Below are 24,223 nucleotides of genomic sequence, written 5' to 3'. Positions count from 1 at the left end.
CAAACCAGCCTTGTCCATTTGCAGCTTCCTTAGTTTTTACTTATCAGGAACTGTGATTTCGCCTTTAACGATTTTTTGCTTGTATTCTTCAACCAGCTTCAGTACGTCTTCAGGAACGTTCTTCGTAGAAGTGTCAGCCAGACCTACACCGTTTTCAGCCAGTCCGAGCCATTGCACTCCGCCTTTGAATTTACCCTCAGAAAGCTCTTTCGATACACGAATAACTGCTTCGTCAACACGTTTAACCATGGAAGTCAATGTAACATCATCGCCGAAAGTCAGGGATTGGTCTTTGTCAACACCGATTACCCATACGTTTTCGCCTTTAGCTTTACGGTCTTTTGCTTCGTTGAACACACCGTCGCCTGTACCGCCGGAAGCGTGGAAGATGATGTCCACACCTTGACCGTACATGGAAGAAGCAGTAGATTTACCCATGTCTGGTTTGTCAAAAGCACCCGTGTAAACTTTCACTACTTGAATGCTTGGATCTACAGCTTTTACGCCCGCTTCGAAACCAAGGTCAAAACGTTTGATTACTGGGATGTCAACGCCACCCACGAATCCAACTTTTTTCGTTTTGGTCATCTTTGCTGCAACTACCCCAGCAAGGAAGGAGCCCTCATGCTCTTTAAAGAGTACAGATGCTACGTTAGGAGCATCCACTTCAGCGTCGATGATCGCCAATTTTGCATCTTTGTTTTCATTTGCTACTTTTTTCAGGTGGTCACCCATCAGGAAGCCGATACCCCAAGTCAGGTCCCAACCGTCTTTTACGAATTGAGTCAGGTTTGGTACATAGTCAGCATCTGATTTTGATTGCAGATAGTTTACGTTTTCTTTCGGGAGATTCATTTCCGTTTGGAGTTTTTGCAGCCCTTCCCAAGCACTCTGGTTAAAGGAGTTGTCGTTTACACCGCCAACGTCTGTAACCATACCTACTTTGATAGCTTTAGCGGCTGGAGCGCCTCCATTGCTACCAGTTTGGCCTTGAGGCTGTGCTTCTGGTTTGCTTCCGCAGCCAGCGAGAACGAGCGACAGGCTGAGTGTTGCCACAGAAAGCACGGATAGAACTTTCTTCATCTGAGATTACCCCCTGTTTTTAGTTGATGAAATTGTTGAGTGAGGTTGCCCCCACAGTTACAACCGTCTCCGTACGACATGAAAGTGAATTTTGTCAGCTCTGAAGTAATTATGGGAGTATAGCACTGGCTTTTCACTTTCGTCGTAATGAATCTGTTTGAGCAAGAGCATGGGAGCAGATTTATCGCAATGCAGCAGATTGGAAACCTTTTCATTGTAGCCCACGGGTTCAATATCAGCTACTGCGTATGCAATCCTTACCCCTGTTACGCTCTCCAGCCATTTGAAGATAGACTCTCCACTTGCCGCATAGCCCCCGGGCACCAGATGTGCAGGAATGCGGTCCACACAATAAACCACAGGCTCACCGTCAGCCGTTCGAATTCGCTCTACTATGAGAACGCCTTCACCCGGATTTAAGGCCAGCCGCTTCCTCTCTTCTTCAGCAGATTCGCCAAAGGATGTTTTCAGGATCAAGGTTCCTGCCGTATATCCTTGACGCTCGATTGCATCCGTCACACTAAAGAGTTCCCCAATCCCGCCTGAAAAAACAGGCTTTGAATTAATAAAGGTACCTACACCGTGTCTACGTATGACAATCTTCTCTTCCTCAAGAAGTCGGAGTGCCTCGCGAAGCGTCGCCCTGCTTACACCAAGCTGTTTGGACAGTTCGGCTTCAGAAGGGAGGCGTTCACCAGGACGAAGAAGTCCGGTTTCGATATCACTCTTGATCTTGTCCATTACCAAGAGAAACAGTGATCGAACATTCCCTTTGATGCTCATCATCATTCACTCCTGCTGTCCGCAAGCCACCCAACAGGTAGGACGTCAGACCTCTGATTCGTATGAGACTTAATAACAACAATTTCCGTCAATCTCTTAGAAATTTTACATGAGGGGCGAGTATCATGCAAGCCAAATATTTATGAATAATAATGCAAAATGATTAATTTCGACAGGGATTTTTCTACTAAAATAGGAAAAAAGACCCTGCCAGTACAGATGTTGGCAAGGTCTCTCTTTATGAAATATTACTTTCTATGGACGGGCGTGGAAGACGAACCTCACGAGGCTTGCTTCCCTCATAAGGACCGACTACTCCTTGGGCTTCCATCATATCAATCAATCGTGCCGCCCGCGTATAACCGACACGGAGACGACGCTGCAACAAGGATGCCGATGCCGTTTGGGCTTCTGAAACGATTTGGACGGCTTGATCGTACAGTTCATCATCCACGACTGGCTGTTGCTCCTCCTGCACGTCACCCGGGATCATCTCTTCATTGTAGCGAACCTCTTGCTGTTCTTTTACAAAACGAACGACCTCTTCTACTTCCTTGTCAGATACAAAAGCTCCTTGAACACGAGTCGGCTTGGATGCCCCCATCGGCAGTGATAGCATGTCCCCTCTACCGAGAAGCTTTTCTGCTCCTCCCATATCGAGAATCGTTCTAGAATCAGCCATGGAAGATACGCCAAAGGCAATGCGGGATGGGATATTTGCCTTGATCACACCCGTAATGACATCTACGGAAGGACGTTGGGTCGCGATAATGAGATGAATTCCGGAAGCACGAGCCATTTGCGCGAGTCGACAAATCGCATCCTCCACTTCTCCTGGAGCTACCATCATCAAGTCCGCAAGCTCATCGACGATGACGACGATATAGGGAAGTGGGGTGCCTTCCACTTGTGCATTGTACATCTCAATATTGCGGCTACCTGTTTTGGCAAACAAATTATAGCGGCGTTCCATCTCTGCCACGACTTTTTTCAATGCAACAGAAGCCCTTCTCGGGTCAGTGACAACTGGAGCCAACAAATGCGGAATTCCGTTGTACACATTCAGTTCCACCATTTTCGGGTCAACCATCATCAGCTTGACTTCTTCTGGTTTGGCCTTGAACAAAATACTCATGATTAATCCGTTAATACAGACTGATTTACCGCTTCCAGTCGCACCCGCTACGAGCAAATGGGGCATTTTGGTCAAATCAGCTACAATCGGCTCTCCGGAAATATCCCGCCCAAGAGCAACGGTAAGCTTCCCTGCTGCATCTTGATACTCGGGAGCTTCCAACACCTCTCGTAGTGATACGACTGCCACCTCCGAGTTCGGAACCTCGATACCGATGGCTGATTTCCCTGGGATTGGTGCTTCAATGCGGATATCTTTTGCTGCCAATGCCAATGCAAGATCATCCGTCAAGCTGACAATCCTGCTTACTTTTACCCCTGTAGCAGGCTGAACTTCGTAGCGTGTAACAGCCGGTCCTCGATGTACCTCGGAAACAGTTGCATTGACGCCAAAGCTCTTCAGTGTCTGCACTAATTTTGCCGCATTTGAGGTATGATCGACGTCTTTACCTGTTGCACTCGCTTTGGGCCTTGCGAGCATTTGTAGACTTGGCAGCTCATACGGTATGGTATTCTTTTCTTCTCCGGTATCTATTGTACCGAAGATTTCTGCTTCTCCTTCAAGTGCAAACGTAATCTCCTGATTTGGTTTCGGTTGTGCAGCTCTCGCTTGATGACCAGGATTACTCGGTTCTTCATCCTCTTCCAGCGCAATGCGATCCGTAAAATCACGAATTAATGGGGCATTCAGTTGCTGGACTGCTTCCTCCTGATTAGCAGGCTGTGAATGAGGTTTTTGGTCTTTCAACGCCGTTACAGCAATGGCCTCGTTCTCTTCCGCCGATTGCTTTTGCTTGCGAGCCTCTTCGGCTTCCTTTGCTTCTTTCTTTCTCTTCTCGCTCTCTTCCTGCAAAAGCTGTACAGAGTCCTTCACTGTATGCTTGGCCTTTCCGTAAAACAAAGCGAGCTTGTCCTTGGCAAACATCAAAATGTTTACATAAGAAAGATTGAACAGAAACATCAGTCCCACGAGGAAAAGAAACACAATCACCAGACCAGTACCAATTGTTCCAACAAGACCATTTGTCACCGCAAAAAACAGAGCACCGATCATTCCTCCACCTACCCCGGTGGTGGACACTTTCTGACCATGATCCAGCCAAATCCTGTCCCATGTAACCTTAATAATGCTTTGCTCTGCAAATTTTCCATCTGCGGTAATTTGTTTGTACAAAATCATGTGATCCCAGGTCAAAATCGCCACACCAATGAGCGCTATCCCTAAGACGCGGTAAGTAAGCTTCGGTGACTTTCTCGTAAACATCATATGTATGGCCATACCGATCAGCAGAACAGGAATGATAAAATCCCATGAGCCCGCAAAAAACCGAAATAGAAGTGCCAGTACATTTTTGCCCAGCCATCCACTCTCCAATAGCCCGATCAAGGACAGCACAATGATGAGAAGTCCCAGCAGCTCTATTTTGACAACTGAGGCCAATGCCGCTTGTGAACGCTCTTTTTTTCTCCTACTCAATGGCATGCCTCCTCCTCGTTATGTACCTAATGGAAAAAAGGCAGCCGTCGCGTGTTCGGCTGCTGTTCGTACTTCTCTAGTATAACACAGGAAATTCATAGAAATACAGGACTTCTTAGGCGAGCCACTCAGGTTGAAACTGAATTTTTTGTCCTGGGGCGTATTGCTCCTTCAGGTAGTCTTGCGGATCTGGACTAATCAGCCTGACGATTTTTCCTTCAAACGGTCCGGTTTGCTCGATGAGCATCGTGGCATGACCCACCGTTATCTCTTTCAGCTCTTGCTTCTCCACTTGCTCCATGTTCTCAAAAACCGTTTCCATCGGAATGATGGAGTATAAGATCATTGGAGTACACTCTCCTCGCCTTTTTGCGCTTTGATCAGTTCGTTCAGTTTTTTCAGCGCGCTACCAAGACCGCCAACTTCATCAATCAATCCATATTTCACCGCATCTACGCCAATCACATTGGTTCCAATGTCTCGTGTCAATTCACCGGTTCGTGTCATAAGCTCCCGGAACTTTTCTTCTGAAACTTTGGAGTGACGGGCAATAAAGCTTACTACTCGATCCTGCATTTTGTCCAAGTACTCAAACGTTTGGGGCACACCAATGACAAGACCAGTCAAACGAATCGGGTGAATTGTCATCGTGGCTGTTTCTGCAATAAACGAGTACGAACCAGAAACAGCGATTGGCACACCAATGCTATGCCCACCGCCGAGTACAAGTGTGACTACCGGTTTGGACAAGGACGATACCATCTCCGCAATTGCCAAGCCCGCTTCCACGTCCCCGCCAACTGTATTCAAAATAACGAGAACGCCCTCTATTTTATTGTTTTGTTCTGCCGCAACCAATTGAGGAATAAGGTGCTCGTATTTGGTTGTCTTATTTTGTGGGGGCAACTGAATATGCCCTTCTACTTGTCCGATGATGGTCATACAATAAATATTGCTTTCGAGTTGTGGGACGTTTGTCTGACCCAGTTGCGTAATCGAATCGAGCAGTTTTTTCTTCGGATCTTCTTGCCCAGGTGCTTCTGATGGCGGCGAGGCTGCAGGCTCCTGATCATCAGTTGGTGATTGTGGCTGGGATTCCTTACTCGTTACCGCTGTGCTTGCAAACGGCGGCTTATTTAAAAAATCGCTAAATTGTTGATTCGACATGGATGATCCTCCCTCACTTTCCTCTGTAGTATGGATAAGGGGAGGAAAAATCATGCGCCCACAAAGGCAAAAAAAGCCAGAAACCCTTTTTCCAAAGGATTTCCAGCTTTTTATCGTGATCCTACACTTCCATGATAATCGGCAAGATCATCGGACGTCTGCGCGTTTGCTCGTACAGATAACGGCCTAATGACTCTTTTACGTTATTTTTCAGTGAAGACCATTCATTCACATTTTCTTCCATGCATTTGACAAGTGTTTGGGTCACTATGCGATTTGCCTCATCCAGCAGCTCTTCGGATTCACGCACGTAGACGAAACCGCGAGAAATGATGTCTGGACCTGACAAGATCGTGCCATTTTGTTTGCTGAGTGTAACGACAACTACCAGTATGCCATCTTGTGACAGTAATTTGCGATCTCTAAGGACGATGTTTCCTACATCACCAACACCCAAGCCGTCAATCAAAACGTTGCCAGCATGGACTTTTCCACCGTAACGGGCCTTGCCCCCTGAGAATTCAACTGTATCGCCGTTATCCAGCAAGAACGTGTTTTCTTCAGGAATGCCAACCTGGTCAGCAAGTAAGGCATGTGTTTTCAGCATGCGATATTCACCGTGAACGGGAATAAAGTACTTCGGCTTCATTAGGTTAAGCATCAGGCGCAATTCCTCTTGGCTACCATGACCGGAGACGTGGACGGTTCCGTTAGGTCCATGGCCGCCATAGATGACATCTGCACCAATGCGCGATAATTGATCGATCGTACGAGCCACGTATTTTTCATTCCCTGGAATGGGAGTGGCTGCAATAATAACGGTATCCCCTGGAAGGATGTCAATTTTCCGATGGGCGGATCGGGCCATCCGAGTGAGCGCGGACATAGGCTCTCCTTGGCTTCCAGTTGATAAAATAACGACTTGTTCAGCAGGCAATTTGTTGATTTCATCGATCTCAACAATCAAGCCCTCTGGGACCAATAAGTACCCTAAGTCTCTGCTGATATTAATAACATTTTGCATGCTCCGGCCGACAACCGTCAATTTACGGTTGAACTGTGCTGCAGCGTCCACCACTTGTTGAATGCGGTGAACATTTGATGCAAACGTAGAAACAACAATACGTCCAGATGCTTTGCTGAACACATCCATGAGTGCTTTTCCCACTGAGCGTTCCGATCCCGTAAATCCAGGCCGTTCTGCATTCGTACTGTCAGAGAGCAAGCACAAAACGCCTCTATCACCGATCATCGCCATTTTTGCCAGATCAGCCACCTGATTGTTAACAGGTGTTTGATCGAACTTGAAGTCTCCTGTATGAACGATGTAACCTTCCGGCGTATCCAAGCATACCCCTACACAATCCGGGATGCTGTGGTTTACACGGAAAAAGGTCGCCTTCATCTTTCCGAGAACGACTTCCGAGTCGCTGTTGATCAATACGCGTTTTGTTTCGTTTAGGATGCCCGCTTCTTTTAACTTTGCATCAATTAAACCAAGGGTAAGTTTTGTCGCATAAACCGGGACTTTCAAATGCTTCAGCACATAGCTGAGGCCGCCGATGTGGTCTTCATGTCCATGCGTAATAATAATACCCCGAACCTTGTCGCGATGTTCCTCCAAGTAGGTGATATCCGGAATAACCATATCAATCCCCAGCATTTCCTCTTCTGGGAACTTCAATCCGGCATCAATCACCACGATGTCGTCACCGCTTTGTACCACGTACATATTCTTCCCAATTTCGCCGACTCCGCCCAGGGCGAAAACGAGAACAGAGTGATTCGACTTTGCCAAAACGTGTAACCTCCTATATTTAGTTGTCATGTCCACTCAAAAAAACCGCCCCAAATCACTTGTTCTTATTATACCCGAAGTGAAATCATGAACACAAGGAAAAAGAGCCATCCCGGGAAGGAATGGCTCTTGAACTTCTATGGAGTTAAACAAGCAGAGAATGCACGAAATCTTTTTCCTGTTCGTTCAGCTCGACTAAAGGCAGCCGAACGCCTCCCACTTGAACACCGAGCTTTTCTAAAGCGACCTTGGTCGGTCCAGGGCTCGGGTACGCAAAGAGGCCTTCAAAAATCGGCAAAAGCTTGCGATGGAGTCTTGCTGCCTCTGTATAGTTACCAGCAAAATAGGCGTCCATCATATCTGTCATTGGGCGGCCAACTACGTGACTTGCCACACTGACAATGCCCACTCCGCCGATAGACAAGATCGGCAAGGTTAAGCCATCATCACCACTGTACAGCTCAAAGCCTTCCGGGGCATGCTCAATAATTTGCGCCATTTGCGACAAATTCCCGGAGGCTTCCTTGATGCATACCACATTAGGCAGTTCTGCCAAACGAAGTGTCGTTTCGGCAGTCATATTGACCACGGATCTTCCTGGCACATTATATAGCATCACGGGCAACTCAGTCGCTTCCGATAATGCCTTGAAGTGTGCGTAAAGCCCTTCCTGCGATGGCTTGCTGTAATAAGGAGCAACGACCATGACAGCGTCTACGCCAATCGATTGTACTGCTTGGGTGAACTCAATACTTGAGGCTGTATCATTGCTACCTGTTCCTGCAATGATGTGGCATCTTCCTTTTGCGTAGGAAACCACATGGCGGAAAAGATCGAGTTTCTCCGTACGGGATAAAGTCGGTGATTCACCAGTGGTACCACTCAATACGATTCCAGTTGTTCCATTTGCAATCAAATGGTCAATCAGTCGCTCTGTTTTATCGTAATCGACTTGTAGCTGCTCATTAAAAGGCGTTACCATAGCGGTAACCAGTCGACCAAAACGTGCCACTACCACTCCAACTCCTCTTATCGTGATCAGTAGGTATTTAAAGTCAGGATATGCTCTTACTTATGTTGAAGATGCAGGTTGAACTGCTGATGAAGTGCACGAACCGCCTTCACCATATCCATTTCATGCACAAGTACCCAGATGGTTGTATGAGAGTCTGCCGATTGAAGAATTTGAATATCTTCTTGTGTAAGTGCCTCCACGATTCTCGCCATCACGCCGGGCACGCCCGTCATCCCTGCACCAATCACGGACACTTTCGCGCAATGCGGCAAAAGCTGCGGCTCGTATCCCATTTCCGTTAACAAACGAGCAGCTTTTTCTCCCATTTCATCATGGACCGTGTAAGCGACACCCATTGGATTCACATTGATGAAATCTACACTGATGTTATTGGTTGCCATCGTTTTGAAGACTTGTAGCTGTGTATCGTAAGACCCTTCTTTGTTCGCGACCTTAATTTGAGTAATGTTCGGTACATGAGCAATTCCCATAACGACTCTGTCGTTTACCGTGTAGCCCATTTTCCCAATCTCCAGCATAGTCGTAACAAGTGTACCGGGGTCGTCCGAAAACGTAGAGCGAACACGAATCGGTACGTTTGCGTGCATCGCGATCTCCACCGCTCTAGGATGAATAACTTTTGCACCCAGGTGAGCCATGTTGCAAATTTCCGTGTAGGTCACCATACCGAGCCGCTGCGCTTCCTCAACGATCCGCGGGTCAGCGGTCATGATGCCTTCCACGTCGGTGAAAATATCCACCGTTTCAGCCTTCAAGGCGACACCGAGAGCGGTTGCAGTCGTATCGCTTCCGCCCCGTCCCAGTGTCGTAATTTCCCATTCGGCTGTACGTCCCTGAAATCCCGGGACGATCACAACTTGACTTTCCTGCAAGTCCTGCAAAATGCGAGCTGGATCGATCGACATAATTTGTGCATTCGTAAAGTCGTCGCTCGTCACTATATTTGCCTGACCGCCTGTCAAAATTGTTGCTTTAATTCCCCGTGCATTTAGCATGCTGCACATGACTGTAGCAGAGATGATTTCTCCGGTATGCATCAGCATATCCATTTCTCTACTCGGCAGTTGGTTCCCATTCGCACGAACCAACTGCAAAAGTGTATCGGTCGCATATGGATCGCCCTTGCGACCCATCGCCGATACGACAACGACGAGGGCATAACCCTCATCAATTGCTTTTTCCATATGGTAGATTGCCCGCATCCGGCAATCCTCCGTCGTCAAGGAAGAACCACCGAACTTCTGGACGAGAATCTTCACTAACCTCTCCCCTATACTCTTGCTTTTATGAGTTCTTCAGCGATTTGTACTGTATTCCATGCTGCACCCTTGAGAAGATTGTCAGAAACGATCCACATATGCAGTCCACGAGGATGATGGAGATCACGACGCACCCGGCCCACGAATACTTCCAGTTTGCCTGTTGCATCAGTAGCGAGTGGATACTGCTGTTCCTCCGGCGCATCTACTAACGCGATACCCGGAGCATCTTTCAGCAGGGCCTTTACTTCTGCCAGATCGTAATCCTGTTTCAGCTCTACATATACCGACTCGCTGTGGCCGTAGACCACTGGAATACGTACGCAAGTAGCTGAAACAAGTACAGTGTCATCACCGAAGATTTTTTTGGTTTCATTAACCATTTTCATTTCTTCATAAGTAAAACCATTGTCGGTGAACACATCAATCTGCGGAATCGCGTTGTACGCAATCTGATGATGTACAGGCAATTTGCCTACGGGAAGTACGTTACACTGCGGTTCTTTACCATCCAAAATGTCTCGACTCTGGTCGAGCAATTCATTGATCGCAGATTGACCTGCACCAGATACTGCCTGGTAAGTAGAAACGATAATTCTGTCTATACCAAAACGATCATACAGGGGTTTTAGAGCGGCAACCATCTGAATCGTAGAGCAATTCGGATTCGCAATGATTCCATTATGAGCGAGCGCAGCATCCATGTTTACTTCTGGCACAACGAGAGGAACATCTGGGTCCATCCGGAATGCGCTGGTATTGTCTATGACAACTGCACCATGACGCACTGCGTGATGAGCCAGTTCCTTGCTGACCGATCCACCAGCACTAAACAGGGCAAAATCAACCCCTGCAAAACTGTCTGGAGTCGCCTCTTCCAGTACAATTTCTTGCCCCTTGAAGGTGACTGTTTTTCCTGCAGAACGTCCAGAAGCAAGCAGCTTAAGCTGTTTGATTGGGAAGTTGCGCTTTTCTAATAGTTGAATCATCTGCTGTCCGACTGCACCAGTAGCACCGACTACAGCAACATTGAAAGTCAGTTGGTTTGCCATCTCTTACTCTCCTCCTAATCGCGAAAAAGCAGGTTTATTGGTTTTTCTGTAGTCTTATTAGTAGTTAAATCTCTCGATGAGCAAGGGTTGCAATTGTCGACCTTCCAAAGCTGCTTCGCATGTTTCCAATAGGAGATCCATACGAGCTACAAGCGAATTCGGTTTTTTATCCGGGGCATCCTGCCCGAATGGCACGAAATACATGTTCTTCGCAGCCAACAGCTTGGCAATATTGGCTGCATTTAATCCCAGACCATCATTGGTGGATATGGCAATCACAATGGGTCGCAAATTACGCATCGTCGCTTTAGCTGCCATCAGTACGGCACTATCCGTAATGGCATTCGCCAGTCGACTCGTCGTACTGCCTGTGCAAGGCGCAATCAGCATGACATCCAACAACTTGGAAGGTCCCAACGGCTCAGCCTGAGGAATCGTCGAAATAAGTTCCTCCCCTGTCAGTTCCTTGATTTGTTGCTGCCAGCTTTGCGAAGTACCGAAGCGTGTATCCGTGGTCATAATCGTATTCGATACAATCGGAACCACCCTTGCTCCAGCATCCACAAATCGCTTAATTTGCGGCATCGTTTCCTCAAAGGTGCAATGCGATCCAGACAAACCAAATCCAATGGTCTTTCCCTGAAGCTTACTCATGTTGCATCCCCTCCTGGCGCTTTCCTTTGATCCGCAATCAGACGAGACAATGTTTGGGCCAAAATTTGTCCAGCGGTTTTAGGTGCAACGATTCCAGGCAATCCGGGAGCAAGAAGAGCTTTGATACCTCGTCTTTCAGCGTAACGAAAATCTGTTCCTCCTGGCTTGGAGGCAAGATCAAGAATAAACGCCGATTGAGGCATTTGAGCAATCACTTCTGCCGTGAGTAATAATTGCGGGATGGTATTAAAAATGAAATCAGCATTCGTAACCTGTTGCCTTACTTCGCTTATATGGAAGGGAGTCAATCCCATCTCATAAATGCGTGCCAAGTGTTCTTGACGTCTTGCCCCAACTCTTACGCGGGCCCCCAACGCATGCAATGCTCGAGCCATGGACAAACCTGTTCGGCCCAATCCCAAAACAATTGACTGTGATCCATGAATCGTAATATCCGTATGCTGAATCGCCATCATTAACGCTCCCTCTACAGTAGGGATAGAGTTATAGATAGCTACGTCATCACGATCCAAGAGCTCCACGAGAGGAAGCCGTGTGGAAGCCAATAGTTTTTTCAGATAAGGCTTTGCCATTCCCGTGTAAACCACGCAATGACTCGGCAGACTTGCCACATGTTCATCTAGCAACTGCAGTTGTTTGGAGCAGAAAATACTTTCCACGTATCCTTGATCATCGGTCCCTACGATGGGTAGGATGAGGGCGTCCACGTCTTTCAACACATCGCATGTTAATGGTTTCTTCGTTGCCCCTGTAAAATTACTTTCCAGGTTGTCGAAGCCAACTAACGTGACGCTAGCATCCAGTTGTATGCATCGCTTAATGACTTCCAACTGGCGAGCGTCTCCGCCGATGAAGGCAACATGTATGCCCGTTAGCATGCTGCGTTCCCCTTTCCACACATTTTACTGCATTAAATGATCGGAACGCAAAGGTTTTCCTTTTGGAAAAGTTGACGGAAATCCATGCGGTCTACCCCCATCCTATTCCGCTCCTGCTACTTCGGTGACAGTAGCGCCTACTTTTGAGAAGCTTGTGCCTCAGGGGCTTTAAGCTGGATGATGACCATATCTGGCCCAATTTTCACGATGGAACTCCATGGGATCACAAGGTCCTCTCGCTTCTTTCCGAACCCAAAGAAACTACCTCCTGGCAAGATGATGGATTGAATCGTACCGTTTTCGGGATGGATGACTAAATCGGAATCACTGATAACCCCCATTTTCTCTCCGTTGTCCAGTCCGATAATCTCCTTCCCACCTAACTCGCTTAAGCGCATGGAGAAGCCCCCTTTGTCCTTTCATTTACTGTTGATATACGCAAAAAAATCCGGGCTATGCCGGATTTTTCCCTACAACAGAATATCGTTCTTCACATTATCAGGGAAACCATCGAGTGGACTCACCATCGCCATAGACATCTTGGAACGGAACAGCTGCTGCGCCACAGCCAAAACAGATTCATGGGAAACACGGTCAATTTTGGCGATGATCTCATCTAGACTAAGGTGACGGCCCAGCAAGAGTTCATTTTTGCCAAGGCGACTCATACGGCTATTGGTACTTTCCAAGCTGAGCATCAGGCTGCCTTTCAGCTGCTCTTTACCTTTGTTCAGCTCTTTGTCCGTAATTCCATGATCAGCGACATCGCGCAGGACACGCGAGACGATGTCAAATACCTGTCCTACTTGCTCTGGTGCCGTTCCTGTATACACGTGGAACGTACCCGCTTCTTTATAGGACGAGTGATAGGAATAAACAGAGTATGCCAAGCCGCGTTCTTCTCGAATTTCTTGGAAGAGACGCGAGCTCATGCTACCACCCAGCACGTTGTTCAGCAAAATCAAGGAGTATACTTCAGGATGTCCTACCTTAAACCCAGGTAAAGACAGGCACAAATGCGCTTGCTCTGTTGCCTTATGATGTGCGATCACATTTCCAGCAAAATCTGGGGTAGACAAGGTCGGCATAATGCCTGGACGCGAGAAAGATTGAAAGCGCTTTTGGATATCTTCAATCAAACTGTCTTCAAAATTACCCGCTACCGTAATCACCGTATTCGTTGGCAGATAGTGCTGATCAATATAAGCGAGCAAATCGTCACGCTTCAAGCTGCGCAGGACATCTTCCGTACCTAAAATCGAATAGCCTAGCGGGTGTGTGCTGTACGAAGCGCGTGCAATCAAATCATGCACCAAATCATCTGGCGTGTCTTCATACATACTAATCTCTTCAATGACGACGTTCTTTTCCTTTTCCAACTCATCTGCATCAAATACCGAGTTGAAATACATATCGGAAAGAACATCGAGAGCGATCGGAGCATGTTGGTCGAGCACCCTTGCGTAATAGCAGGTATATTCCTTCGAAGTAAAGGCGTTCACATTCCCGCCAATCTCATCAAAGGTTTCCGCAATTTCCTTTGCAGAACGAGTTTTTGTGCCTTTAAAAAACATATGCTCGAGAAAATGGGAAATCCCGTTGTTTTTCTCGTTTTCATATTTCGAACCAGTCCCTACCCAGATGCCTAAGGCAACGGAGCGAACGGACGGAATCCGTTCCGTCACAATTCGAAGACCGTTATCACACGTATGACGTTGTATCACGTAAATCCTCCTCGGTTGTTCATCTGTCTCTACCCGAAACCTCGGGGAATTTCTTGTAAACACGTCTAACTATAGCAAACTTCCTTTGTCTCCACAATAAATGAACATGTATTTACGGTGACGGGAGTCTACGACTCGATATAACCTCCGAAACAGTCGTCGGCTGTAGCCCCTTCTTTTTTGCGATGGTCAGAAGTTGATCTAAACTAGCCTCGGAGGTAGACGTAGGATGCATGAGCACGAGGACACCATTCTCCATTTTCCGGCTTATTTTATTGATCACATATGCAGGCGATGGTTTCTGCCAGTCAATTGTATCTGCCGTCCATAGAATCGTCTTCATTTGAAAAGACGAATCTGCGATTTGTACAACGCGTTGGTTAAAAGCACCAGATGGCGGAGCAAACAGGGTAGGCTTCACTTCCAGCGTTTTAAAAATAACATCTTGCGTACGACTGATCTCTTGATGAATCCTCTGTGTTCCCAGTGTGTTCATATCGGGATGGGAATACGCATGATTACCAATCTCATGACCACGTGCCATGATCTTTTTTGCTTCTTCGGGGTAACGTTTTACCCAAGAGCCATCCAGAAAGAACGTCGTCTTTACCTTATGTTTATCGAGTGTATTGAGCATCGAGTCGAGATACTCATTTCCCCAAGCCACGTTGATCATGAAAGAAATCGCGGGTTTATTTGGATTTCCTCGATAGATGGGTTGCGCTCCCAATTGCTCAAGCGAAACCGATGGGGGCACTTCCTTGTATACGAGCAAATCCGGGCTGGATACACCCGCTGCCAGCATTTTATTGAGCGATTCTTCTACATCGACTACACGTCCATTATAGCCGGGAATCGCCTTCCACGTCTGATCAACAACGGCATCGATCGGCTCTTCCTCTCTGCCCTCTCTCCACTTTTCAATCTGCGCTCGTAAACGCGCTTTTTCATTTTCGTTTCGATCTCCAGTCACTACGTGGACATTTTTGATCGTGCTAATGTAATGATGAATAGGCTGATAATTCAAGAGAACAATCAGCGCTGCTCCATATATAAATATGAACAAAAGTCTCCTGGTCCTATTCGTCATTAGGGCGTCGCCCTCCTCTATCGATCGTACGAGTCTCTCTTGTCCAATGTATGAGAGGATGGGACGACTTAGACATACGAAACGAGAGCATTCTGGCATAGAAAAGAAAAAAGCTTCCGTACACGAATTTCTTCGAGTGACGAAGCCTTTTGTTTTTCTTTATTCTGCTTTTGTTGGTGTTTCAGTAGCTTGTTCCGCAGCAGCTTGTTCTTTCAAAACTGCTTTGCGAGAGAGATTCACACGACCTTGGTCGTCGATCTCGGTCACTTTCACTTGTACTTTATCACCAACTGCGACAACATCTTCTGTTTTGGCTACACGCTCTTCAGCCAGTTGAGAGATGTGGCACAAGCCCTCTTTACCTGCGAACAACTCGATGAATGCACCATACTTCTCTACGCGTTTTACTGTTCCCAGGTACACCTGACCAACAGCTACTTCACGAACCAGATCTTCAATGATTTGTTTCGCGCGCAGATTTGCTTCGTGGTTGATGGATGCGATGAAGACACGTCCATCTTGTTCGATGTCGATTTTTACGCCGGTTTCTTCGATAATCTTATTAATGACACGACCTTGTGGACCGATTACATCGCGAATTTTCTCCGGATTGATCGTCATGGTCATGATTTTTGGTGCATAAGGCGACAGTTCTTTACGCGGTTCGGAAATCGTGCTCATCATATGGTTCAGAATGTGCAAACGACCTACACGCGCTTGTTCCAAGGCCATCTCTAAAATCTCACGGTTGATACCGGAAATTTTGATGTCCATTTGGATAGCTGTTACACCAGCCTCTGTACCCGCTACTTTGAAATCCATGTCTCCCAAATGATCTTCCATACCTTGAATATCAGTCAGGATCGAGAAAGATTTCTCATCTTTGCTCATGATCAAGCCCATCGCAATACCTGCTACCGGCGCTTTGATCGGTACACCTGCATCCATCAAGGCGAGTACGCTCGCGCAAATCGATGCTTGGGATGTAGAACCGTTGGATTCAATTACTTCTGATACGAGACGAATGGTGTATGGGAACTCAACCTCAGATGGAATGATCGGCTCGATTGCACGCTCACCCAACGCACCGTGTCCGATTTCACGACGACCCGGAGGACGCAACGGACGTGCTTCACCCACGCTATACGGCGGGAAGTTGTAGTGGTGCATAAAGCGCTTCGATTCTTCCAGACCGAGTCCATCCAGAATTTGAACATCTCCCAGCGCGCCCAATGTACAAACACTCAGTGCTTGCGTCTGACCACGGGTAAACATAGCAGAGCCATGTGTACGGGAAAGAATGGTTGTCTCACTAGACAGCGGACGGATTTCGTTCAGAGCTCGTCCATCAGGGCGAACTTTCTCGTCAGTAATCAGACGGCGAACCTCGTCCTTGACAATATTGCCAAGTACTTCGCTAATCATCTTTTCCTGCTCTGCATATGCCTCAGCATCCTTGGCTGCAAAATGCTCTTTGGTTTCTGCCTTGATATCGTCAATGGCATCGTAGCGTGCTTGTTTTTCTTCAATGCGAACAGCTTCTTTCAAGCGAGCTTCCGCATATGCACGTACAGCTTGATCGATTTCAGGATCAACCTCATGCAAGATGACTTCCATCTTTTGCTTGCCAATTTCGGACACGATCATGTTCTGGAATTCTACCAATTGCTTAATCACGTCATGACCAGCCATGATCGCTTCAAGCATGATTGCTTCCGGTACTTGGTTCGCAGCTGCTTCCACCATGTTAATCGCTTTATGCGTACCTGCGACAGTCAGGTGAATATCGCTTTTCTCTGCTTGAGCTACTGTAGGGTTAATGACGAACTCGCCGTCAATTCGTCCTACGATTACTCCTGCAATCGGGCCTTCAAAAGGAATCTCCGAGACGCATAGCGCTGCGGAAGTACCGATCATCGCAGCGATTTCAGGTGAGCAGTCTTGATCCACAGACAGAACAGTATTTACGATTTGTACATCGTTACGGAATCCTTCTGCAAAAAGAGGGCGGACTGGGCGGTCAATCAAGCGGCTAGCCAAAATTGCCTTTTCGCTTGGACGTCCTTCTCTTTTAATAAAGCCGCCAGGAATTTTCCCAACCGCGTAGAGACGCTCCTCATAGTTGACAGTCAATGGAAAGAAATCAAGTGGTTTTGGTTCCTTCGAGACTGTAACTGCGGACAGGATTGCTGTATCGCCGTAACGAACCAAGACCGAACCATGCGCCTGTTTAGCCATTTTGCCAAATTCCAGGGTCAGTTTTCGGCCTGCCAGTTCGAAGTCATATGTACGGTATTGTTGCTCCATGATGCTAGCAGTCCTCCTTCACAACAATGTGCGTTTACACACTTTGTTTTCTACCTATATGTATTATTTCCTGCCATGATAAAAATTAAATGGCTACCTTTGGCAGTCTTTCTAGATAATAAAAAAAGCTTCTTTTGAAGCTAATTGAACCTACCAGATAGGACACAAGCCTTTTACTCGTTTCGGATGGACTTAGCGCATTGCTACGCTAAGCCCTCCTACACGATAGAAAAAGCGGGTAGAACCCGCTTTTTACAAGACGCTGATTAGCGGCGCAGACCCAGGCGGTCTACAACCGAACGATAGCGTTGAACATCTGCTTCACGCAGGTATGTCAACAGGTTACGACGTTGACCAACCATTTTCAAGAGACCACGACGGCTGTGGTGATCTTTCTTGTGCGTACGCAAGTGTCCGTTCAGATTGTTAATGTTTTCGGTCAAGATAGCGATTTGCACTTCCGGTGAACCGGTGTCGTTCTCATGAGTACGGAACTCTTGAATCAGTTGAGTTTTACGTTCTTGAGTCAATGCCATCATGACTCACCTCCTCATTTTTTATACCGTTCGCCGAGTCTGCCGTCGGTGAGAATCGGACAGCCAAGCTACGGTTATCTGTACAACGTTTTGAATTATAGCATACCATTTTGTGAAAAGCAAAGAGAATCCTTTACGAGATTCCCTCTGCGAATTTTTGCTTCGCCGTTTGTACATCTCGTCCTATTTGCGCAATGAGCGCATCGACTCCAGCAAATTTCTGTTCTTCCCGGATGTAGAACAGGAATTCTACTTCTACTTCTTTGTCATAGATTTCACTAGAGAACTCAAAAATGTGCACTTCTAGTGACTTTTCTTTTTTCTCCAGTTCGAATGTTGGCTTGATCCCAACGTTCATGACGCCATAGTAGCTTTGTTCATCCACGGTAAAGCGAACGCCGTAGACCCCATTCTTTCCGATCAAGTACGGCTGATTCACTTGGACGTTCGCTGTAGGAAAGCCAATGGTTCGACCGCGTTTGTCACCATGCACGACTGTTCCGCGCACTTTGTAGGAGCGGCCTAGCAAATGGCGAACCTGCTCGACATCCCCATGATGGAGGTATTCACGAATGATTGTACTGCTCACTTTTTCACCCAAGCGATTTACCGGACCCACGATGTCGAGCCCATAGCGACCTTTGCTCATTTCTTGCAAGGTATGGGCAGTCCCCATCCCGCGATAACCAAAGGTGTAGTCGAAACCAACGACAATATGGCGGCATTCCAATGGAAGAAGGCACTCTGTGATGAAATCTTCTGGATAAATAGCCGCAAAGCTAATGTCGAACTTCATCACATATGTAGTGTCTACGCCCATCTTTTCGAACTGCTCGAGCTTGTCTGCAAGTGGTGTCAAATAGCGGGTATAACCACTTTGCCCCAATACTTCTCGTGGATGCGGATCAAAGGTCACTACCGTACTTTGCCATCCGTTTGCTTTCGCTGTATCAATCGCCTTTTGGATTACACGGCGATGCCCAATATGTACACCATCAAAGTACCCCAGTGCAATCGCACAAGGATTCGCTTGCAGGTCAGACGGAAACGGGTATGTTAGGTAGATCGTTTTCACAGATTACACCTCGGCTGGAAAGACTTTTTCTGGTTTGGCGAAAAGTCCTTTGTCTCCACGGCATACACGATGAATGCCAAGTAAATCTTCCCCCGCAAACAAGCAAATCAAACTTCCTTCCTCCGCAGTGACGCCTGGAAGTGCAGTCGCAAGTCCATTACGTACTGCTTTGATCCGTTCTGGCTTGACCTGAAACGATGGTAAGAATGAGATTGCCTGGGGGATGGAGACCAAGTGACGGGAAATATCTTCCCCGCTTGCTGCCTGTTCCTCGATTTGCTGAAGAGGGATTGCCTCTTGCTCCTGGAACGGGCCACTTTTAATTCGCCGCAACAGCTTCATATGGGCAGGATAACCCAGAGCGCGTCCGAGGTCAACACATAAGGTGCGCATGTATGTGCCTTTGGAGCACGTGCACGTAAATGCCACATCGACAGTGTCCCCATCCACGCTAATCTTATGAAGTGTCAGCTCATAGAGCGTCACTTTCCGTGCCTGCCGCTCGATCACTGTGCCTTCGCGAGCCAGGTCGTACAGCCGCTTGCCGTTTACCTTTACCGCAGAGAACATGGGAGGTACCTGCTCCATTTCTCCCAAAAAGGATTCGAACAGCGCTTGAATACGCTCCGTCGTTATCGATGCTGCATCTACTCCAGCTTGCTCCACCACTTCTCCAGAAGCATCTTCCGTTGTGGTCGTAGAGCCTAGGCGCATAACTACATCATAGCGCTTAGGTAGTTCTTGCAAATATTCAACCAGCCTCGTTGCATGTCCCACACAAATGGGGAGTACACCTGTCACATCTGGATCAAGTGTACCCGTATGCCCCACTTTTTTCGTTCCATACAATCGACGAATACGTGCTACACAATCATGGGAAGTCATTCCAGCTGGCTTGTCGATAACCAGCACGCCGTTCACGTTACTCATCGAATTTCACTCCTACTGAATCGTCCAGCACAGTCCATACTTTTTTCTGTACTTCTGAAAGTAGTCCTTTGATCGTGCATCCTGCTGCTTTTGCGTGTCCACCGCCACCGAGCTGCTTCGCAATGACAGCTACGTCAACCCGATCGCGAGCGCGCATGCTCACCTTGACCACTCCTGGTTCCGCTTCCACAAAAGAAACGCCGACCTCGACTCCTTCAATGTTGCGGCAGTAATTCACCAATCCACCAGCATCTTCCCGCTCTGCACCCACTTCGGCAAAATCTGCGGCTGAAACAGTGATAGACGCAACCAAATTTTTATGGGACAGTTGCAAGGTTTGGAGAGCACGTCGCAGTACTTTCACATGGGCAAAAGTGATTTCCTCCAGACAACGCTCTGCTACGTCTCCTGGCTTCACACCGTAACCAAGTAATTGAGCAGCGATTTCCATGACGCGCGGTGATGTATTGGAATAGCGGAAACCACCTGTATCCGTAAGAAGACCGGTATAGATGCACAGGGCAAGCTCTTCGTTGAAAGAAACTCCCGCTGCTTCTGCAACATCAAACAAAATTTCTGCTGTTGCGGCTGCATCCGGACGAATCAGATTGACCGTACCAAAATAATCGTTGGTCGGGTGGTGATCGATATTCAGCAAAGCAGCTCCAGATGCAAATAAAGACCGTACATCGCCCATCCGCGACTCATCCGCGCAGTCTACAGCGATTACGGCCCCGAACGTCTCGTTCAGTGGTTGCTTGCGCAGGTTATAAAGATGGTCAAACCGCGGCAAGAAGTTAAACTTGATCGGTGTTTCCCCTTCGTTTACAACCACATACTCTTTTCCCAGTTGCTCCAGCATGAGCACGACTCCCAAAGCAGATCCTGTAGCATCTCCGTCAGGACTTACATGAGAAAGAACCAGGAAGCGGTCGTGCTCCTGCATAAACCGCGCCGCTTCCTGTACTGCTACTTGATTAGGATTCATCCTGTTTCTCTCCCTCTGTGGAGATTTCCCGCAGGATTGATTCAATTTTGCTGCCGTAGTCAATGGACTCGTCCAGCTTGAATACAAAATCAGGAATGTGACGCAGCTTTACGCGTTTCCCGATTTCTGTACGCAAATAACCTTTTGCTTTTGTCAAACCTGCAAGAGAAGCTTTACGCTCTTCCTCACTGCCAAAAATGCTGACAAAAACCTTTGCCAATTGCAGGTCACTACTTACCTCTACATCTGTTACTGTTACGAAACCGACACGAGGATCTTTGAGTCCACGCTGCAATACGAGGCTCAATTCTTTTTTGATTTCTTCGCCTACGCGGCTGATTCGTGTTTTATTCATCGATTTTCACCTCCGCTAGCTGCTCTTTAGTCGTAGTATTCCGTATCCACGCGAATCAACTCTACCTCTGGATGGTTTTCCACGAATCGAATAACAGCCTGCATTTCTTGTTGTAAAAAAGAGATCTCATTAGCAACGGCAGCGATACCCAACACGGTACGCTGCCATTGCTCGAGATAAGCCACCTCTGCCGCGGAGACATGAAATCGGCTCCGCAGCTTGCCGATCAGACTTTTGACGATGGCTCGTTTTTCTTTCAGGTTTTGGCTAGCGGGCAGAAACAGTTCAATCTGCACACCTGCTATCATTATTGTTTCACTTCAACCATGACGAATGCTTCGATTACGTCGCCGATTTTGAGGTCATTGAAGCGTTCCAAAGTCAGACCGCACTCATAACCTGCTGCAACGTCTTTCGCATCATCTTTGAAGCGCTTGAGAGTATCGAGCTTACCTTCATAAATTACAATGCCTTCACGGATCAAACGTGCACCAGCATCGCGGCTCAATTTACCTTCAGTCACATAGCAACCTGCAATGTTTCCGACTTTGGATACTTTGAACACTTCACGAATCTCAGCTTGACCGATAATATTTTCTTTGAAGACTGGATCAAGCATCCCTTTGAGAGCAGACTCGATCTCTTCGATTACAGTATAGATGACACGGTGCAGGCGAATGTCGATCTTCTCTTGTTCAGCCATGCTGCGTGCATTCGGTTCAGGACGTACGTTGAAACCAATGATGATCGCATTCGATGCATTTGCCAGCGTAACATCGGACTCCGTAATCGCACCAGCACCTGTATGAATAATTTTGACACGTGTACCGTTGACATCGATTTTCTCCAAAGAACCACGCAGAGCTTCTACAGAACCTTGTACGTCACCTTTTACGATCAGGTTCAGCTCTTTAATATCGCCTTCTTGGATGTGCTGGAACAAGTCATCCAAAGAAACGCGGGAGCTCTCACGACGCTCGGATTCACGCTGCTTGGATGCACGTGCTTCCCCGATTGCGCGAGCCTTTTTCTCGTCTTCAAATACACGGAATTGGTCACCTGCTTGTGGTACATCATTCAGACCAGTGATTTCAACTGGTGTAGATGGACCAGCTTCCTTCAGACGGCGTCCTTTGTCGTTCACCATTGCACGTACACGTCCGAAAGCGGAACCTACTACAATTGGGTCACCAACGCGTAGGGTACCTTGTTGAACCAGAATGGTTGCAACTGGACCACGTCCCTTGTCAAGCTCAGCTTCTACAACAGTACCGCGAGCGCGCTTGTCTGGGTTTGCTTTCAGTTCTTGTACTTCGGATACGAGCAAGATGTACTCAAGCAGTTCTTCGATACCTGTACGCTGTTTCGCGGACAATGGGGAGAAGATCGTATCGCCACCCCACTCTTCGGCAACCAGTTCATACTCAGTCAGCTCTTGCTTGATACGGTCAATATTTGCTTCTGGTTTGTCAACCTTGTTGACAGCAACGATGATTGGTACATTTGCCGCTTTCGCATGGCTGATCGCCTCAACGGTTTGTGGCATGACACCATCATCTGCTGCAACAACCAGAATGGTGATATCTGTGATTTGCGCACCGCGTGCACGCATCGTTGTGAACGCCGCGTGACCAGGTGTATCGAGGAAAGTAATTTTCTTTCCTTTGATCTCCACTTGGTATGCACCGATATGCTGTGTAATTCCGCCTGCTTCTCCCGCTACTACGTTTGTAGAGCGAATCGCATCCAGCAAAGTTGTTTTCCCGTGGTCAACGTGACCCATGATGGTAACAACTGGCGGGCGCTCCAACATGCTTTCTGGTGCATCTACTTCTTCCAGCGTTTCGAAGTTCGTTTCATCGATGATGATTTTTTCTTCGACTTCTACGTTGTAGTCTGCACAAATGAGTTCGATCGCTTCACGGTCGAGGTACTGGTTGATCGTCGCCATGATGCCCAAGCCGAACAGCTTTTTGATGACTTCAGCTGGTTCCTTGCGCAGTTTCACTGCCAGCTCATTTACCGTCAAAGACTCTGTGAATGTAATCTTTGTAGGTGGCTCAAGAACCGGACGTTGCGGCTTTTGTCCTCCACCACGGTGGTTATTTCCTCCACGGCGGTTGTTTTGGTTGTTACGGTTGTTTCCACCGCGGAATGGTTGACTCTTCTTGTTATCTTCGAAGGTCTTTTGGGTTTGAGGGGCTTTTTTGATTTTCTCACGTTTTTCCGTACCAACGTTGGATGGTAGGTTCACTTTATCTTCAAAATCTTCCCCTGTACGACCTTCCGTTTGGTTCTGCTGTGCAGGACGCTGCTGGTTTTGTGGTCGTTGCTGATTTTGAGGACGCTGTTGGTTTTGTTGGTTTTGTTGGTTTTGTGGTCGTTGTTGATTCTGCGGCTTACGGTCAGACGGCTTTGCAGGTTGACTTCTCATATTGTTTGGTTTTCTCTCCTGATTCTTCCCCTGATTTTTTCCATGCTGAGGACTATGCTGATCGGGATTGCCACTTGCACTGCTATTTCCTGGACGATTCGTGCTTGTGTTTTTTGGTCCGCGATCGCTGGTTGGTCTTTCATTTCTAACCGGTTGAACTTGCCCCGATTGCTGCTGGGGCTTGATCTGTTGTCCTCTGGAGTCGTTGGGGCGTCGTTGATCGTCCGTTTGTTTGGGTCTTGCATCACTAGGTGTACTACGCGTTTCCGGTTTGGCACCAGAACGCAATTTGGCCATGTGATCCTCGATCCTTTTGATCGTCCCTTCTTCCATGATACTCATATGATTTGCTACTTCTATATTCAATCGTTTTAGCAAATTGAGGATTTCCTTACTGCTCATGTTGTGCTGTTTGGCATACTCATACACACGTGTCTTCAAA

22 protein-coding genes are annotated in these 24,223 nt (G+C 47.4%); all 22 read right to left on the bottom strand.

All coding sequences use genetic code 11. The features are described 5' to 3' along the window. Positions 1–36: 36 nt before the first annotated feature. On the bottom strand, positions 37–1,083 hold the full coding sequence (locus HPY31_RS10310) for a BMP family lipoprotein (protein ID WP_172140554.1): 1,047 nt from the start codon (positions 1,081–1,083) through the stop codon (positions 37–39). A gap of 57 nt (positions 1,084–1,140) precedes the next feature. Then, a complete protein-coding gene (locus HPY31_RS10305) occupies positions 1,141–1,866 on the bottom strand; it encodes a GntR family transcriptional regulator (protein ID WP_172140669.1) in 726 nt (241 codons plus the stop codon). A gap of 238 nt (positions 1,867–2,104) precedes the next feature. Continuing rightward, complete coding sequence (locus HPY31_RS10300) at positions 2,105–4,483, bottom strand: FtsK/SpoIIIE family DNA translocase (RefSeq protein WP_172140552.1); 2,379 nt, start codon at positions 4,481–4,483, stop codon at positions 2,105–2,107. Between the two features lie 109 nt (positions 4,484–4,592). Beyond that, on the bottom strand, positions 4,593–4,823 hold the full coding sequence (locus tag HPY31_RS10295; RefSeq protein ID WP_016743364.1) for a YlzJ-like family protein: 231 nt from the start codon (positions 4,821–4,823) through the stop codon (positions 4,593–4,595). Then, positions 4,820–5,644 (bottom strand): ClpP family protease, encoded by an 825-nt coding sequence (locus HPY31_RS10290; RefSeq protein WP_172140550.1) that lies wholly within the window; start codon positions 5,642–5,644, stop codon positions 4,820–4,822. The genes HPY31_RS10295 and HPY31_RS10290 overlap by 4 nt, the downstream gene beginning before the upstream one ends. A gap of 121 nt (positions 5,645–5,765) precedes the next feature. Beyond that, entirely contained in the window at positions 5,766–7,472 is a 1,707-nt protein-coding gene (locus tag HPY31_RS10285; RefSeq protein WP_216638238.1) for a ribonuclease J, read from the bottom strand. 115 nt (positions 7,473–7,587) lie between these two features. Next, positions 7,588–8,454, bottom strand: a complete 867-nt coding sequence (gene dapA / locus HPY31_RS10280) for a 4-hydroxy-tetrahydrodipicolinate synthase (RefSeq protein WP_142496647.1) — start codon at positions 8,452–8,454, stop codon at positions 7,588–7,590. A gap of 56 nt (positions 8,455–8,510) precedes the next feature. Further along, positions 8,511–9,737: an aspartate kinase gene (gene dapG, locus HPY31_RS10275; RefSeq protein ID WP_172140548.1), complete on the bottom strand. Its 1,227-nt coding sequence runs from the start codon at positions 9,735–9,737 to the stop codon at positions 8,511–8,513. A gap of 11 nt (positions 9,738–9,748) precedes the next feature. Then, positions 9,749–10,789, bottom strand: coding sequence for an aspartate-semialdehyde dehydrogenase (locus HPY31_RS10270; RefSeq protein ID WP_015891701.1), 1,041 nt, complete (start codon positions 10,787–10,789; stop codon positions 9,749–9,751). A gap of 57 nt (positions 10,790–10,846) precedes the next feature. Continuing rightward, the gene (locus HPY31_RS10265; RefSeq protein WP_007719213.1) at positions 10,847–11,443 is read right to left on the bottom strand and encodes a dipicolinate synthase subunit B; all 597 of its coding nucleotides are present in this window, start codon (positions 11,441–11,443) and stop codon (positions 10,847–10,849) included. Further along, positions 11,440–12,342, bottom strand: a complete 903-nt coding sequence (gene dpsA, locus HPY31_RS10260) for a dipicolinate synthase subunit DpsA (protein WP_015891702.1) — start codon at positions 12,340–12,342, stop codon at positions 11,440–11,442. The genes HPY31_RS10265 and dpsA overlap by 4 nt, the downstream gene beginning before the upstream one ends. Positions 12,343–12,479: 137 nt before the next feature. Then, on the bottom strand, positions 12,480–12,740 hold the full coding sequence (locus HPY31_RS10255; RefSeq protein WP_015891703.1) for a YlmC/YmxH family sporulation protein: 261 nt from the start codon (positions 12,738–12,740) through the stop codon (positions 12,480–12,482). A gap of 72 nt (positions 12,741–12,812) precedes the next feature. Further along, complete coding sequence (locus HPY31_RS10250) at positions 12,813–14,066, bottom strand: M16 family metallopeptidase (RefSeq protein WP_172140546.1); 1,254 nt, start codon at positions 14,064–14,066, stop codon at positions 12,813–12,815. A gap of 112 nt (positions 14,067–14,178) precedes the next feature. Beyond that, the gene (locus HPY31_RS10245) at positions 14,179–15,156 is read right to left on the bottom strand and encodes a polysaccharide deacetylase family protein (protein ID WP_172140544.1); all 978 of its coding nucleotides are present in this window, start codon (positions 15,154–15,156) and stop codon (positions 14,179–14,181) included. Between the two features lie 159 nt (positions 15,157–15,315). Then, positions 15,316–17,463 (bottom strand): polyribonucleotide nucleotidyltransferase, encoded by a 2,148-nt coding sequence (gene pnp, locus HPY31_RS10240; protein WP_172140542.1) that lies wholly within the window; start codon positions 17,461–17,463, stop codon positions 15,316–15,318. 266 nt (positions 17,464–17,729) lie between these two features. Further along, a complete protein-coding gene (gene rpsO / locus HPY31_RS10235; RefSeq protein ID WP_015891708.1) occupies positions 17,730–17,999 on the bottom strand; it encodes a 30S ribosomal protein S15 in 270 nt (89 codons plus the stop codon). Positions 18,000–18,132: 133 nt separating this feature from the next. Then, positions 18,133–19,074, bottom strand: a complete 942-nt coding sequence (locus HPY31_RS10230) for a bifunctional riboflavin kinase/FAD synthetase (RefSeq protein ID WP_016743355.1) — start codon at positions 19,072–19,074, stop codon at positions 18,133–18,135. 3 nt (positions 19,075–19,077) lie between these two features. Continuing rightward, complete coding sequence (gene truB, locus HPY31_RS10225; protein WP_087346763.1) at positions 19,078–20,004, bottom strand: tRNA pseudouridine(55) synthase TruB; 927 nt, start codon at positions 20,002–20,004, stop codon at positions 19,078–19,080. Then, positions 19,997–20,992, bottom strand: coding sequence for a DHH family phosphoesterase (locus tag HPY31_RS10220; RefSeq protein ID WP_172140540.1), 996 nt, complete (start codon positions 20,990–20,992; stop codon positions 19,997–19,999). Before HPY31_RS10220 ends, truB begins: the two co-directional genes overlap by 8 nt. Further along, a complete protein-coding gene (rbfA, locus tag HPY31_RS10215; RefSeq protein WP_007719226.1) occupies positions 20,982–21,347 on the bottom strand; it encodes a 30S ribosome-binding factor RbfA in 366 nt (121 codons plus the stop codon). The genes HPY31_RS10220 and rbfA overlap by 11 nt, the downstream gene beginning before the upstream one ends. Positions 21,348–21,373: 26 nt before the next feature. Continuing rightward, on the bottom strand, positions 21,374–21,655 hold the full coding sequence (locus HPY31_RS10210; protein ID WP_016743352.1) for a DUF503 domain-containing protein: 282 nt from the start codon (positions 21,653–21,655) through the stop codon (positions 21,374–21,376). Further along, positions 21,655–24,222 carry a translation initiation factor IF-2 gene (gene infB, locus HPY31_RS10205; protein ID WP_172140538.1) on the bottom strand — a complete coding sequence of 856 codons (2,568 nt, stop codon included), beginning with the start codon at positions 24,220–24,222 and terminating at the stop codon, positions 21,655–21,657. Before infB ends, HPY31_RS10210 begins: the two co-directional genes overlap by 1 nt. Position 24,223 lies beyond the last annotated feature (1 nt).

It is taken from the genome of Brevibacillus sp. HB1.3 (assembly GCF_013186635.1).
GTDB lineage: Bacteria > Bacillota > Bacilli > Brevibacillales > Brevibacillaceae > Brevibacillus > Brevibacillus brevis_D.
Note: the sequence above shows the minus strand (reverse complement) of the source record. Positions and strands in the feature narration are given on the sequence as shown.

Coding starts and splice junctions, on each gene's coding strand:
- HPY31_RS10310 (WP_172140554.1), bottom strand. CDS start 1,083: ATGAAGAAAGTTCTATCCGTGCTTTCTGTGGCAACACTCAGCCTGTCG.
- HPY31_RS10305 (WP_172140669.1), bottom strand. CDS start 1,866: ATGAGCATCAAAGGGAATGTTCGATCACTGTTTCTCTTGGTAATGGAC.
- HPY31_RS10300 (WP_172140552.1), bottom strand. CDS start 4,483: ATGCCATTGAGTAGGAGAAAAAAAGAGCGTTCACAAGCGGCATTGGCC.
- HPY31_RS10295 (WP_016743364.1), bottom strand. CDS start 4,823: ATGATCTTATACTCCATCATTCCGATGGAAACGGTTTTTGAGAACATG.
- HPY31_RS10290 (WP_172140550.1), bottom strand. CDS start 5,644: ATGTCGAATCAACAATTTAGCGATTTTTTAAATAAGCCGCCGTTTGCA.
- HPY31_RS10285 (WP_216638238.1), bottom strand. CDS start 7,472: ATGACAACTAAATATAGGAGGTTACACGTTTTGGCAAAGTCGAATCAC.
- HPY31_RS10270 (WP_015891701.1), bottom strand. CDS start 10,789: ATGGCAAACCAACTGACTTTCAATGTTGCTGTAGTCGGTGCTACTGGT.
- HPY31_RS10265 (WP_007719213.1), bottom strand. CDS start 11,443: ATGAGTAAGCTTCAGGGAAAGACCATTGGATTTGGTTTGTCTGGATCG.
- dpsA (WP_015891702.1), bottom strand. CDS start 12,342: ATGCTAACGGGCATACATGTTGCCTTCATCGGCGGAGACGCTCGCCAG.
- HPY31_RS10255 (WP_015891703.1), bottom strand. CDS start 12,740: ATGCGCTTAAGCGAGTTAGGTGGGAAGGAGATTATCGGACTGGACAAC.
- HPY31_RS10245 (WP_172140544.1), bottom strand. CDS start 15,156: ATGACGAATAGGACCAGGAGACTTTTGTTCATATTTATATATGGAGCA.
- pnp (WP_172140542.1), bottom strand. CDS start 17,463: ATGGAGCAACAATACCGTACATATGACTTCGAACTGGCAGGCCGAAAA.
- rpsO (WP_015891708.1), bottom strand. CDS start 17,999: ATGGCATTGACTCAAGAACGTAAAACTCAACTGATTCAAGAGTTCCGT.
- truB (WP_087346763.1), bottom strand. CDS start 20,004: ATGAGTAACGTGAACGGCGTGCTGGTTATCGACAAGCCAGCTGGAATG.
- HPY31_RS10220 (WP_172140540.1), bottom strand. CDS start 20,992: ATGAATCCTAATCAAGTAGCAGTACAGGAAGCGGCGCGGTTTATGCAG.
- rbfA (WP_007719226.1), bottom strand. CDS start 21,347: ATGAATAAAACACGAATCAGCCGCGTAGGCGAAGAAATCAAAAAAGAA.
- HPY31_RS10210 (WP_016743352.1), bottom strand. CDS start 21,655: ATGATAGCAGGTGTGCAGATTGAACTGTTTCTGCCCGCTAGCCAAAAC.